General features: G+C 38.5%; 7 protein-coding genes, 6 tRNA genes and 3 rRNA genes. All 16 read left to right on the forward strand.

Annotation, left to right across the window (positions count from 1 at the left end; translation table 11 throughout):
- Nucleotides 1–11 precede the first annotated feature (11 nt).
- The 16 genes from trhA to cdaA all read left to right on the forward strand — a co-directional run bounded on the left by trhA (nt 12) and on the right by cdaA (nt 14,014).
- The gene (trhA, locus tag BJG89_RS04320) at nt 12–695 is read left to right on the forward strand and encodes a PAQR family membrane homeostasis protein TrhA (RefSeq protein ID WP_096808726.1); all 684 of its coding nucleotides are present in this window, start codon (nt 12–14) and stop codon (nt 693–695) included.
- A gap of 294 nt (nt 696–989) precedes the next feature.
- A complete protein-coding gene (gene sdrM, locus BJG89_RS04325) occupies nt 990–2,333 on the forward strand; it encodes a multidrug efflux MFS transporter SdrM (protein WP_096808727.1) in 1,344 nt (447 codons plus the stop codon).
- Nucleotides 2,334–2,518: 185 nt separating this feature from the next.
- Nucleotides 2,519–2,974, forward strand: coding sequence for a SepA family multidrug efflux transporter (locus BJG89_RS04330; protein ID WP_096808728.1), 456 nt, complete (start codon nt 2,519–2,521; stop codon nt 2,972–2,974).
- Nucleotides 2,975–3,042: 68 nt separating this feature from the next.
- Nucleotides 3,043–4,491: an MDR family MFS transporter gene (locus BJG89_RS04335; protein ID WP_096808729.1), complete on the forward strand. Its 1,449-nt coding sequence runs from the start codon at nt 3,043–3,045 to the stop codon at nt 4,489–4,491.
- 177 nt (nt 4,492–4,668) lie between these two features.
- Entirely contained in the window at nt 4,669–5,733 is a 1,065-nt protein-coding gene (locus tag BJG89_RS04340; protein WP_096808730.1) for an Mrp/NBP35 family ATP-binding protein, read from the forward strand.
- 494 nt (nt 5,734–6,227) lie between these two features.
- Nucleotides 6,228–7,780: ribosomal RNA gene (locus BJG89_RS04345) — 16S ribosomal RNA — on the forward strand.
- A gap of 283 nt (nt 7,781–8,063) precedes the next feature.
- Nucleotides 8,064–10,984 (forward strand): 23S ribosomal RNA (locus tag BJG89_RS04350).
- Between the two features lie 78 nt (nt 10,985–11,062).
- Nucleotides 11,063–11,177, forward strand: a 5S ribosomal RNA gene (rrf, locus tag BJG89_RS04355).
- The 16S, 23S and 5S rRNA genes sit together here with 6 tRNA genes alongside, the layout of an rRNA operon.
- Nucleotides 11,178–11,190: 13 nt before the next feature.
- A tRNA-Asn gene (locus BJG89_RS04360) sits at nt 11,191–11,265 on the forward strand.
- A 3-nt stretch (nt 11,266–11,268) separates the two neighbouring features.
- A tRNA-Glu gene (locus BJG89_RS04365) sits at nt 11,269–11,340 on the forward strand.
- Nucleotides 11,341–11,353: 13 nt separating this feature from the next.
- Nucleotides 11,354–11,429, forward strand: a tRNA-Val gene (locus BJG89_RS04370).
- An 18-nt stretch (nt 11,430–11,447) separates the two neighbouring features.
- A tRNA-Tyr gene (locus tag BJG89_RS04375) sits at nt 11,448–11,531 on the forward strand.
- Between the two features lie 4 nt (nt 11,532–11,535).
- Nucleotides 11,536–11,610, forward strand: a tRNA-Gln gene (locus BJG89_RS04380).
- Nucleotides 11,611–11,613: 3 nt separating this feature from the next.
- Nucleotides 11,614–11,686, forward strand: a tRNA-Lys gene (locus BJG89_RS04385).
- A gap of 381 nt (nt 11,687–12,067) precedes the next feature.
- Nucleotides 12,068–12,973, forward strand: coding sequence for an arginase (gene rocF, locus BJG89_RS04390; RefSeq protein ID WP_096808731.1), 906 nt, complete (start codon nt 12,068–12,070; stop codon nt 12,971–12,973).
- Between the two features lie 234 nt (nt 12,974–13,207).
- Nucleotides 13,208–14,014, forward strand: coding sequence for a diadenylate cyclase CdaA (gene cdaA, locus BJG89_RS04395; protein WP_096808732.1), 807 nt, complete (start codon nt 13,208–13,210; stop codon nt 14,012–14,014).

The raw sequence follows: 14,014 nt of genomic DNA on the forward strand, positions 1-14,014 counted from the left end.
TGGTTACACTAATGACTAAAACATTAGAAGCGAATAATAATAAAGTAACTAAAACATTTAAAAATATAATACCTCTAACGTTTGGGGAAGAAATTGGTAACGCAGTATCACATGGTGTTGCTGCTTTTGTTACTTTATGCATATTGCCATATGCAGCCGTACAAAGTTTCTTTACACACGGTGTGTTGGGTTCATTGAGTGTATCAATATATGTAATAAGTATTTTTCTAATGTTTTTATCCTCAACGGTATACCATACAATGCCTAATTATTCTTCCCATAAATTTATACTTAGGATTATTGATCATAGTATGATTTACATCGCTATTGCTGGGACGTACACACCTATATGTTTAGTGTTAGTGGGTGGTTGGATTGGATGGACCGCAATGATTGTGTTATGGGGGATTACACTTTGGGGTATTCTCTATAAATCTATAGCTAAAAAAGTGAATCATAAACTCAGTTTGACGATGTATCTTGTAATGGGTTGGATTGGGGTAATATTCTTACCAACGATTATTTTTGATACAACTTTAACTTTTATGTTATTTATTTTATTGGGTGGTATAGCTTATACTGCAGGTGCTTGGTTTTATGCACAAAAAGAACGCCCATATTTTCATATGATTTGGCATTTATTTATTTTAATAGCTTCTGTTTTTCATTTTATAGCTATTTTATATTTTATGTAAAACGTTTATAAAGTGATTGTTTTTCAGAACTAAAAATGAATAAAGCGTGTTATATACTTGAGTTAGCATAATTGAAGCGTGGTTAAAGACTTAGTTTTTAATTTATTAAAAATATAGTCAACTTTTGAGGGCGAGAAGGAAATCAAATTTTTAATTTGATTCTACTTCTCGCTTTAATTTTAATTATTTTTATAGGGCAATAGGCGTAATTTGAATACAACCTATTGAACTAAACGAAGAAGCGTGGTTTAGTGGACATGTTAAAAATAAATATCATATGTTAGGAGGTTTGTTATGAATATAAAAACGCTAGGCATCGTAATTGCATTGATATTAATTATGTTTATGTCTGCAATTGAAACGTCAATCGTTTCATTGGCATTACCGACAATAAGAGATGATTTAAATGTGACAGCATCTATATCCCTCATTTTTGCTGTTTATTTCATAGCCATTGTGATAGCCAATCCTATTGTAGGGGAGTTATTAGATCGTACTAAGATTATATACATAACATTATTAGGATTGGTCCTTTTTACAATAGGAAGTCTTTTTTCAGGCATGAGTAGTACGTTTGCTATTTTAATCGCATCACGTTTCGTCCAAGGTCTAGGTGCAGGTATTATGATGGCGCTAAGTCAAATTGTGCCTAAGCTTGCATTTAAAATTCCATTACGCTACAAAATCATGGGAATTGTAGGTAGCGTGTGGGGTATATCAAGTATTATTGGCCCCGTTTTAGGCGGTGGCATTTTAGAATTTGCTACGTGGCACTGGTTATTCTTTGTTAATATTCCTATAGCTATTGTGGCAATGATATTAGTAATACTTACATTTCATTTTGAACACGAAACTACAACGGCTTCACATAAATTGGACATTAAAGGGCTTATGTTGTTTTATATATTTGTCTTCTTTTTAATGTTTGCCGTGATGAACGAATCTTATTGGTATTTAAATGTACTTTCCTTTGTTATAGCAATTATGATGGGCATTGTTTTAATTAAAAATGAAAAAGGTGTAAGCACACCGTTTTTCCCTGTAAGAGAATTTAATAAAACAATTATTCTAGTTTTTATAACAGATTTTTTATATGCCATTATGTTAATGGGTTATAATTTATATATGCCGATTTATCTCCAAGAAGAATTAGGTCTTTCTCCATTGCAAAGTGGGTTTGTTATCTTTCCAATTTCATTTGCATGGCTAGTATTGAATTTCACTTTAGATAAAATTGAAGCAAAAATGTCCAGAAAAGGATTATATATTTTTGCTTTCACGCTATTAACGGTATGTGGTATTTTAATAATAGCTGGTACAAAAACGCCTGTTTTTATGGCTTTCAGTTTATTGCTAGCTGGTGTGAGTTTCGGTACAGTTTATACTAAAGACAGTGTGATTACACAAGAAGAAACCTCTCCGCAAAATATGAAACGCATGATGTCACTGTATACATTAACGAAAAGTTTAGGGAACTCAATAGGGTCTACCATTATGGGTACAGTCTATGGCGCGTCTATTACGTTTATCAATTTACCAATACACAACGTCATATTATTGAGTATCGTTATTCTAATTATATTATTTGTATTATGGAACACGCTTTACAAACAACAAGGTAATACACTTAAATCTTAGAATAGAAAAACATCAATCATATAAATTATTAAGCAAGTATTGAAGTTTAGTGAAATTTAATACTTGCTTATTTGCATTTGGTTGTATGTTGTTATAATGGTAGAATAAGAAATAGTTTTATAAAGTTGAGAAACATTACACATAGAGATGGGAAGCAGATTAGATGAAAGGGAGGACAGTAAGCAATGAAATATATAAAGTATTTATTTACAACGCTTATTGTACTTTCGGTTTTTATCATTTCAGGGGCTATATTTTTAGCATTTTTAGGATTTGGGTTATATGGGTTAAGTCGAATCCTTATTTTTTTTCATCTAGCATATTTTGGTTATAATAAAAGTTTTTACGATAACTTAATTTATTATGGTAGTTACATTGTACTAGGATATTTTACTTTGTTTATTATAGAAAATTTAATGGATTATTTTAGAAAAAAATTACCAGATAACGCATATTTTCAAGGCTTCACGTACCATTTAATTACGTTTACAGTTACAACATTACTTTTCTATTTTATTGTGCATATCCATTATACTTATATAAATATTGATTTTTGGGTGATTGTTGTAATTATGGGTATGTTATTTATATGTAAAGAAGTATTTTATCCAGATAGTAAAAATCTCAATCAAAATAAATAATTGGTTACCTCTAATGATTTGAATTAAAAGTGAATAATCAAGCATATGAATGAAAAAGTGGTGATTTAATGACAGTAGAAAATTTATCTAAATCAAGTAGAAATATGATTGTTGCAGTAATGATTATTAGTGCTTTTATTGCTATATTAAATCAGACTTTGTTAAATACAGCATTACCTCAAATAATGAAAGGTTTAAATATTAATGAAAGCAAATCTCAATGGTTAGTTACTGGATTTATGTTAGTGAATGGTGTAATGATACCGCTTACCGCCTACTTAATGGATAGAATTAAGACGAGACCATTATATTTGATGGCTATGGGTATATTTCTCTTAGGTTCTATCATTGCAGCCATAGCTCCAACTTTTGGCATTTTAATGTTAGCACGTGTTATTCAAGCAATTGGCGCGGGTATTATTATGCCTTTGATGCAGTTTACGTTGTTTATGTTATTTCCAAAGAGTGAACGCGGTTTTGCTATGGGATTAGCTGGATTGGTTATACAATTTGCACCAGCAATAGGCCCAACGCTTTCAGGTTTAGTTATTGATGTGACAAGCTGGAGGATGCCATTCATTATTGTCGTAGGTGTATCATTAATTGGTTTTATCTTTGGAGCCATTTTTATAAAGAGTTACAACACAACAAAAGATACTAAATTGGACAAGCGCTCAGTAGTGTATTCAACACTTGGATTTGGAATGATGCTTTATGCATTTAGTAGTGCAGGCAATTTAGGCTTTGGTAATCCGATTGTTATCATATCATTAGTTGTTAGTTTACTAATTATTTGGGTTTTCATTAAAAGACAATTTAACATTAGTAATCCTCTGTTAAAGTTAATTGTATTCAAAAACAGAGTGTTTACATTAACTACGATTACATCAATGATTGTAATGATGTCTATGGTAGGTCCGGCATTACTAATACCACTGTATGTTCAAAATGCATTAGGCTTGTCGGCTTTTCTTTCAGGATTAGTTATAATGCCAGGAGCTATTATCAATGGCGTTATGTCGATATTTACAGGTAAATTTTATGATAAATACGGAGCCAGACCATTAATTATTACTGGGTTTAGTTTATTAACTATATTTTCAATCATGTTGTGCTTCTTAAAAGCAGATACTTCATATATGTATCTCATTATTGTATACGCGTTAAGAATGTTCTCTGTTTCATTATTAATGATGCCATTAAACACCGCAGGTATTAATGCACTACATAAAAATGAAATTTCACATGGTACAGCAATTAGTAACTTTGGACGTGTGACGGCAGGTTCTCTTGGGACAGCCTTAATGGTTACTGTTATGTCAATTGGATCCAAAGCCTATACTCAGACAACGAGCGCCGAAGAAAATAATGATTTATTACAACGTCAAGCTATAGCAACAGGCGTAGATTTATCATTTTTAGTAATAAGTATATTTGTAGTCATCGGTTTTATATTAGCCTTATTTATCAAAGAGCACAGAGATGTTAACAACGCTAATACTCGGAAAGTATCATAAGAAAAAAGAAGTTAGTTTCAATTTTTAAGAATTAGTACACATTGAGCTAACTTCTTTTGTATTACAAAGATTATATTTATACTAAATATAAACTTATTTTAAAGTGCTTAAAGCAAATTTAAGTTATGTTTGTTAGAATATAAGTAAATATATTTATAAGATAGAGGGGGACGCTTTGTGTTAACGATAGAGCAAGTTAAAGAACTTGTTGGAGAACTTAAAGATCCAATAATCAATGTACCTTTAAAGGAAACAGATGGAATAGTAGAGGTAACAACAAAAGATGAGATTGATCATGTAAGTGTTAAGGTGGCGATGGCTCAATTAGGGGGACAGCCTCAATTAGATTTACAAATGGCTATTGTGGAAGTGCTTAAAGAAAACGGGGCAAATACAGTTGGAATTAGATTTGAAGAATTACCATCTGAAGTTGTTGAACAATATAGAGGGAAAAGTGATGATCAACCTCAAACAATAGAAGGTTTATTATCAAAAGATAATCCAGTGGAATTTATTGCTATTGCTTCAGGTAAGGGTGGCGTCGGTAAATCTACTATAGCAGTTAATTTAGCTGTTTCATTAGCAAGAGAGGGTAAAAAAGTCGGTTTAGTTGATGCTGATATTTATGGTTTCAGTGTTCCTGATATGATGGGGATTGATAAAAAACCAGAAGTAGACGGCAAAGAAATTATCCCGGTTGAACGCCATGGCGTTAAAGTAATTTCTATGGCATTCTTCGTAGAGGAAAACGCTCCTGTCATTTGGAGAGGCCCAATGTTAGGAAAAATGTTAACAAACTTCTTTGTTGAAGTTCGTTGGGGAGATTTAGATTATCTTCTTTTAGATTTACCACCTGGTACTGGTGATGTTGCATTAGACGTACATACAATGTTGCCTTCAAGTAAAGAAATAATAGTTACAACGCCTCATCCAACTGCAGCGTTTGTTGCAGCAAGAGCAGGTGCAATGGCAAAACACACAGAACACTCTATTTTAGGTGTTATTGAAAATATGTCTTATTTTGAAAGTAAAGAAACTGGGAACAAAGAATACGTGTTTGGTAAAGGCGGCGGTGAAAAGTTAGCAGATGAATTGCAAACGGATCTTTTAGGTCAGTTACCATTAGAGCAACCGTCGTGGAACCCAAAAGACTTCTCACCATCTATTTATCAAGTTGATGATAAACTTGGAAAAATATACCAATCAATGGCGCAGCAAATCATCGATAAAACTGAAAAATAAGCGCTTGATTTAAGTGGGTAGAATTTATTTTAATTCTACCCACTTTTTCTCTTGCATTTTTTATAAATGGTGGTAGAATAGTTTCTTGTGACCGATAAAAGAGTGATTCAAGCACTCATAATATTTATCACAAAAAATGATATTAAGTATTGACTTTAGTTAAAGAAGTTGATAATATAAAAAAGTCGTCAAAACGACAATAACATTATTTAAAATAATTTTAAAAAGTGTAAAAAATATACTTGATAAAAAGAAAATAATAATTTAATATTATTAAAGTAATGTTAAGTAATTATTTAAAAAATAAATTCTTTGTTGACAAGACGTAAACAAAGATGGTAAGCTATTAAAGCAACTATTTATAAATGAACATTGAAAACTGAATTGCAATATGTCAACGTTAATTCCGAATTCAACATTAAATGTTGAATCAAAACAACGTGTTATTGATAACACAAATTAGTATTTTATGAGCTAATCAAACATCATAATTTTTTATGGAGAGTTTGATCCTGGCTCAGGATGAACGCTGGCGGCGTGCCTAATACATGCAAGTCGAGCGAACAGATAAGGAGCTTGCTCTTTTGACGTTAGCGGCGGACGGGTGAGTAACACGTGGGTAACCTACCTATAAGACTGGAATAACTCCGGGAAACCGGGGCTAATGCCGGATAATATTTAGAACCGCATGGTTCTAAAGTGAAAGATGGTTTTGCTATCACTTATAGATGGACCCGCGCCGTATTAGCTAGTTGGTGGGGTGATGGCTTACCAAGGCAACGATACGTAGCCGACCTGAGAGGGTGATCGGCCACACTGGAACTGAGACACGGTCCAGACTCCTACGGGAGGCAGCAGTAGGGAATCTTCCGCAATGGGCGAAAGCCTGACGGAGCAACGCCGCGTGAGTGATGAAGGTCTTCGGATCGTAAAACTCTGTTATTAGGGAAGAACAAATGTGTAAGTAACTGTGCACGTCTTGACGGTACCTAATCAGAAAGCCACGGCTAACTACGTGCCAGCAGCCGCGGTAATACGTAGGTGGCAAGCGTTATCCGGAATTATTGGGCGTAAAGCGCGCGTAGGCGGTTTCTTAAGTCTGATGTGAAAGCCCACGGCTCAACCGTGGAGGGTCATTGGAAACTGGGAAACTTGAGTGCAGAAGAGGAAAGTGGAATTCCATGTGTAGCGGTGAAATGCGCAGAGATATGGAGGAACACCAGTGGCGAAGGCGACTTTCTGGTCTGTAACTGACGCTGATGTGCGAAAGCGTGGGGATCAAACAGGATTAGATACCCTGGTAGTCCACGCCGTAAACGATGAGTGCTAAGTGTTAGGGGGTTTCCGCCCCTTAGTGCTGCAGCTAACGCATTAAGCACTCCGCCTGGGGAGTACGACCGCAAGGTTGAAACTCAAAGGAATTGACGGGGACCCGCACAAGCGGTGGAGCATGTGGTTTAATTCGAAGCAACGCGAAGAACCTTACCGAATCTTGACATCCTTTGACAACTCTAGAGATAGAGTCTTCCCCTTCGGGGGACAAAGTGACAGGTGGTGCATGGTTGTCGTCAGCTCGTGTCGTGAGATGTTGGGTTAAGTCCCGCAACGAGCGCAACCCTTAAGCTTAGTTGCCAGCATTAAGTTGGGCACTCTAAGTTGACTGCCGGTGACAAACCGGAGGAAGGTGGGGATGACGTCAAATCATCATGCCCCTTATGATTTGGGCTACACACGTGCTACAATGGACAATACAAAGGGCAGCTAAACCGCGAGGTCATGCAAATCCCATAAAGTTGTTCTCAGTTCGGATTGTAGTCTGCAACTCGACTACATGAAGCTGGAATCGCTAGTAATCGTAGATCAGCATGCTACGGTGAATACGTTCCCGGGTCTTGTACACACCGCCCGTCACACCACGAGAGTCTGTAACACCCGAAGCCGGTGGAGTAACCATTTATGGAGCTAGCCGTCGAAGGTGGGACAAATGATTGGGGTGAAGTCGTAACAAGGTAGCCGTATCGGAAGGTGCGGCTGGATCACCTCCTTTCTAAGGATATATTCGGAACATCTTCTTTAGAAGATGAACAAGGAATAACATTGACATATTGTATTCAGTTTTGAATGCTCATTGGAGTATTCTTTTATTATTTGTACATTGAAAACTAGATAAGTAAGTAAAATTTATGATTTTACCAAGCAAAACCGAGTGAATAAGAGTTTTAAATAAGCTTGAATTCAAAAAGAAATAATCGCTAGTGTTCGAAAGAACACTCACAGATTAATAACATTTTGGGTTTTCAACCGACGGTTGTCGAGTTGGAAAGCAAATAGATTAAGTTATTAAGGGCGCACGGTGAATGCCTTGGCACTAGAAGCCGATGAAGGACGTTACTAACGACGATATGCTTTGGGGAGCTGTAAGTAAGCTGTGATCCAAAGATTTCCGAATGGGGGAACCCAATACGAGTTATGTCGTATTATCGATGCGTAAATACATAGCGTATCGAAGGTAGACGCGGAGAACTGAAACATCTTAGTACCCGCAGGAAGAGAAAGAAAATTCGATTCCCTGAGTAGCGGCGAGCGAAACGGGAATAGCCCAAACCAACGAGCTTGCTTGTTGGGGTTGTAGGACACTCTATACGGAGTTACAAAGGAATAGATTAGACGAATCATCTGGAAAGATGAATCAAAGAAGGTAATAATCCTGTAGTCGAAAATCTGTTCTCTCTTGAGTGGATCCTGAGTACGACGGAACACGAGAAATTCCGTCGGAATCCGGGAGGACCATCTCCCAAGGCTAAATACTCTCTAGTGACCGATAGTGAACCAGTACCGTGAGGGAAAGGTGAAAAGTACCCCGGAAGGGGAGTGAAATAGAACTTGAAACCGTGTGCTTACAAGTAGTCAGAGCCCGTTAATGGGTGATGGCGTGCCTTTTGTAGAATGAACCGGCGAGTTACGATTTGATGCAAGGTTAAGCAGTGAATGTGGAGCCGTAGCGAAAGCGAGTCTGAATAGGGCGTTGAGTATTTGGTCGTAGACCCGAAACCAGGTGATCTACCCTTGACCAGGTTGAAGTTCAGGTAACACTGAATGGAGGACCGAACCGACTTACGTTGAAAAGTGAGCGGATGAGTTGAGGGTAGCGGAGAAATTCCAATCGAACCTGGAGATAGCTGGTTCTCTCCGAAATAGCTTTAGGGCTAGCCTCAAGTGATGATTATTGGAGGTAGAGCACTGTTTGGACGAGGGGCCCTTCTCGGGTTACCGAATTCAGACAAACTCCGAATGCCAATCAATTTAACTTGGGAGTCAGAACGCGGGTGATAAGGTCCGTGCTCGAAAGGGAAACAGCCCAGACCACCAGCTAAGGTCCCAAAATATATGTTAAGTGGAAAAGGATGTGGCGTTGCCCAGACAACTAGTATGTTGGCTTAGAAGCAGCCATCATTTAAAGAGTGCGTAATAGCTCACTAGTCGAGTGACACTGCGCCGAAAATGTACCGGGGCTAAACATATTACCGAAGCTGTGGATTGTCCGTAGGACAATGGTAGGAGAGCGTTCTAAGGGCGTTGAAGCATGATCGCAAGGACATGTGGAGCGCTTAGAAGTGAGAATGCCGGTGTGAGTAGCGAAAGACGGGTGAGAATCCCGTCCACCGATTGACTAAGGTTTCCAGAGGAAGGCTCGTCCGCTCTGGGTTAGTCGGGTCCTAAGCTGAGGCCGATAGGCGTAGGCGATGGATAACAGGTTGATATTCCTGTACCACCATAATTCGTTTTAAGCGATGGGGGGACGCAGTAGGATAGGCGAAGCGTACGATTGGATTGTACGTCCAAGCAGTAAGACTGAGTGTTAGGCAAATCCGGCACTCTTAAGATCAAGCTGTGATGGGGAGAGGAAATTGTTTCCTCGAGTCGTTGATTTCACACTGCCGAGAAAAGCCTCTAGCTAGATTTATGGTGCCCGTACCGCAAACCGACACAGGTAGTCAAGATGAGAATTCTAAGGTGAGCGAGCGAACTCTCGTTAAGGAACTCGGCAAAATGACCCCGTAACTTCGGGAGAAGGGGTGCTCTTTAGGGTTAACGCCCAGGAGAGCCGCAGTGAATAGGCCCAAGCGACTGTTTATCAAAAACACAGGTCTCTGCTAAACCGTAAGGTGATGTATAGGGGCTGACGCCTGCCCGGTGCTGGAAGGTTAAGAGGAGTGGTTAGCTTCTGCGAAGCTACGAATCGAAGCCCCAGTAAACGGCGGCCGTAACTATAACGGTCCTAAGGTAGCGAAATTCCTTGTCGGGTAAGTTCCGACCCGCACGAAAGGCGTAACGATTTGGGCACTGTCTCAACGAGAGACTCGGTGAAATCATAGTACCTGTGAAGATGCAGGTTACCCGCGACAGGACGGAAAGACCCCGTGGAGCTTTACTGTAGTCTGATATTGAAATTCGGTACAGCTTGTACAGGATAGGTAGGAGCCTTAGATACGTGAGCGCTAGCTTACGTGGAGGCGCTGGTGGGATACTACCCTCGCTGTATTGGATTTCTAACCCGCACCATTTATCATGGTGGGAGACAGTGTCAGATGGACAGTTTGACTGGGGCGGTCGCCTCCTAAAGAGTAACGGAGGCGCTCAAAGGTTTCCTCAGAATGGTTGGAAATCATTCATAGAGTGTAAAGGCACAAGGAAGCTTGACTGCGAGACTTACAAGTCGAGCAGGGTCGAAAGACGGACTTAGTGATCCGGTGGTTCCGCATGGAAGGGCCATCGCTCAACGGATAAAAGCTACCCCGGGGATAACAGGCTTATCTCCCCCAAGAGTTCACATCGACGGGGAGGTTTGGCACCTCGATGTCGGCTCATCGCATCCTGGGGCTGTAGTCGGTCCCAAGGGTTGGGCTGTTCGCCCATTAAAGCGGTACGCGAGCTGGGTTCAGAACGTCGTGAGACAGTTCGGTCCCTATCCGTCGTGGGCGTAGGAAATTTGAGAGGAGCTGTCCTTAGTACGAGAGGACCGGGATGGACATACCTCTGGTGTACCAGTTGTCGTGCCAACGGCATCGCTGGGTAGCTATGTATGGACGGGATAAGTGCTGAAAGCATCTAAGCATGAAGCCCCCCTCAAGATGAGATTTCCCAACTTCGGTTATAAGATCCCTCAAAGATGATGAGGTTAATAGGTTCGAGGTGGAAGCATAGCGATATGTGGAGCTGACGAATACTAATCGATCGAAGACTTAATCAAATTTAAATGTTTTGTTTGTAGAACTAAAATTTACTTACTATCTAGTTTTGAATGTATAATGATTTATACATCAACTTGTCTGGTGACTATAGCAAGGAGGTCACACCTGTTCCCATGCCGAACACAGAAGTTAAGCTCCTTAGCGCCGATGGTAGTCGGACTTACGTTCCGCAAGAGTAGGACGTTGCCAGGCAATATATCATTATTCCACAGTAGCTCAGTGGTAGAGCTATCGGCTGTTAACCGATCGGTCGTAGGTTCGAGTCCTACCTGTGGAGCCATATGGCCCCGTGGTCAAGCGGTTAAGACACCGCCCTTTCACGGCGGTAACACGGGTTCGAGTCCCGTCGGGGTCATTTATTACATATTGGAGGATTAGCTCAGCTGGGAGAGCATCTGCCTTACAAGCAGAGGGTCGGCGGTTCGAACCCGTCATCCTCCACCATCGTTAATTTAATAGTACGGAGGGGTAGCGAAGTGGCTAAACGCGGCGGACTGTAAATCCGCTCCTTCGGGTTCGGCAGTTCGAATCTGCCCCCCTCCACCATTTATGGGCTATAGCCAAGCGGTAAGGCAACGGACTTTGACTCCGTCACGCGCTGGTTCGAATCCAGCTAGCCCAGCCATTAGAGCCATTAGCTCAGTTGGTAGAGCATCTGACTTTTAATCAGAGGGTCAGTGGTTCGAGCCCACTATGGCTCACTATGAAGCACTTCTCAAAAGAGAAGTGCTTTTTTGTTATATATTATAACAACGAACTCATTTTAGAAAAATATGATTTCTTTTTAACTATTTTTTAATATATAAACATATCATCACAGAGAAAGTGAATGCTATATTCTCAGTGTTAGTTAGAAATAGCGTAAAGCATACAAATAAAATTTGCATATTTATTTATACATTTTATTGACTAATAAAATAATGAAATCGATAGTAAAAGGGTTTATGTTGAATGATAAACCACTTTATTGATTTTATATGTAAGAATGGCCAATCGAAGAAAAAATGCTGTTTTAGCAATCCTTGAAATGTTGAATTCTTTAGATTATTCTAGAAACATATGACAACAAAGGGGTTTTAAAAATGAATAAAACAGTAGAAATTATTGGGGCGCCATCCACATATGGTCAAAGAAAATTAGGAGTTAACCTTGGTCCAGATGTAATTCGATATGCAGGTATTGAGGAACGTATTAAAGCAATAGGGCTAAATGTGAAAGATTCTGGTAATATTACGGTACCTAAAATCGATTTGGAAAAATTTAATTCAGAGCAAAAAGGATTACGTAATTTAGAAGAAATTATAGAAACATCAAACACGTTGAGTGATGCAGTTTCTAACAGTATTGAAAATAATCATTTTCCACTTATTTTAGGCGGAGATCACTCAATCGCTATTGGTTCTATATCAGGCGTTAGTAAGCACTACGAAAACCTAGGTATTATATGGTATGACGCACATGGTGACCTAAACATCCCTGAAGAGTCGCCGTCAGGAAATATTCACGGTATGCCATTACGTGTACTTGCAGGCGAAGGTGATGAGCGTTTGGTTAATATCTCAAATTATTCACCAAAAATTAAACCTGAAAACATTGTGCTTATCGGCATGAGAGATTTAGACGAAGGAGAAAGACGTTACATAAAAGAACATGATATTAAAACATATACAATGGCTGAAGTTGATCGTTTTGGTATTAAACAAGTGATTGAAGACACGATTGAGTATTTACAAACTAAAACAGATGGCATCCATTTGTCACTTGACGTAGATGCGCTAGATCCTGTGGAAACGCCAGGTACTGGTACTAGAGTGCTTGGTGGGTTAACGTACAGAGAGAGTCATTTTGCATTAGAATTATTACATAATTCTAAATGTATTACTTCTATGGATTTAGTGGAGGTTAATCCACTTATTGATCATAATAATGATACGGCGAAGCAAGCTGTATGCTTAGTAGGTAGTTTCTTTGGTGAAACATTATTGTAGAAACTACAACTAAGTTCAAGATAGAGATCATATCTTCTAAAAACGTAAAATACTACTTTTTCTAAGCGCTCTTACGCGGCGGGACAGCAAAGTCATTTTAAATATGATTTCTGTCTCGCTTTTTGCTTTTAATAAAACATTAATTTTTATTTCAAAATTTTATACTTAATATGACAGTTGACGTTATGATTGGTATAATATATAACATGGGAACAGATAACCGGAGGAGATGTTATGGATTTATCCAACTTTTTTGATGATTGGAGTACGGTCAAAATAATTGCAGGCGTACTCGACTTACTCATAGTATGGTATGTACTTTATCTTCTCATCACAGTTTTTAAAGGTACAAAAGCGATTCAATTACTTAAAGGTATTGTCGTAATTGTAATCGGCCAACAAGTGAGTAAAATGTTAAATTTAACAGCTACATCTCGTTTGTTTGATTTAGTGATACAATGGGGTGTATTAGCTTTAATCGTTATATTCCAACCTGAAATCAGACGTGCTTTGGAACAGCTTGGCAGAGGCAGTTTATTTAAACGTTATTCAACGAGTTTAAATAGTGATGAAGATAAACTTATTTCGTCAGTTTCAAAAGCAGTACAGTATATGGCTAAACGCCGTATAGGCGCGTTAATAGTCTTTGAAAAAGAAACAGGATTACAAGATTATATAGAAACAGGGATCCCTATGAATTCTGACATTTCTCAAGAATTATTAACCAATGTGTTTATACCTAATACGCCTTTACATGACGGTGCGATGATTGTCCAAGAAAATAAAATCGCAAGTGCTGCAAGTTATTTACCATTATCTGATAGTGCTAAAATCGCTAAAAGTTTAGGTACTAGACATAGGGCTGCAGTAGGTATTTCTGAAGTTTCAGACGCATTTACAGTGGTAGTTTCTGAAGAAACAGGATCTATTTCTGTCACATTTGATGGAAAATTAAGAAAAGACATTTCTAATGAAGCATTTGAAGAATTATTAGCTGAACATTGGTTTGGCACACACTTTCAAAAGAAAGGTGTGAATTAA

This window comes from Staphylococcus nepalensis, assembly GCF_002442935.1.
GTDB lineage: Bacteria > Bacillota > Bacilli > Staphylococcales > Staphylococcaceae > Staphylococcus > Staphylococcus nepalensis.

Coding starts and splice junctions, on each gene's coding strand:
- rocF (WP_096808731.1), top strand. CDS start 12,068: ATGAATAAAACAGTAGAAATTATTGGGGCGCCATCCACATATGGTCAA.
- BJG89_RS04330 (WP_096808728.1), top strand. CDS start 2,519: ATGAAATATATAAAGTATTTATTTACAACGCTTATTGTACTTTCGGTT.
- cdaA (WP_096808732.1), top strand. CDS start 13,208: ATGGATTTATCCAACTTTTTTGATGATTGGAGTACGGTCAAAATAATT.
- sdrM (WP_096808727.1), top strand. CDS start 990: ATGAATATAAAAACGCTAGGCATCGTAATTGCATTGATATTAATTATG.
- trhA (WP_096808726.1), top strand. CDS start 12: ATGACTAAAACATTAGAAGCGAATAATAATAAAGTAACTAAAACATTT.
- BJG89_RS04335 (WP_096808729.1), top strand. CDS start 3,043: ATGACAGTAGAAAATTTATCTAAATCAAGTAGAAATATGATTGTTGCA.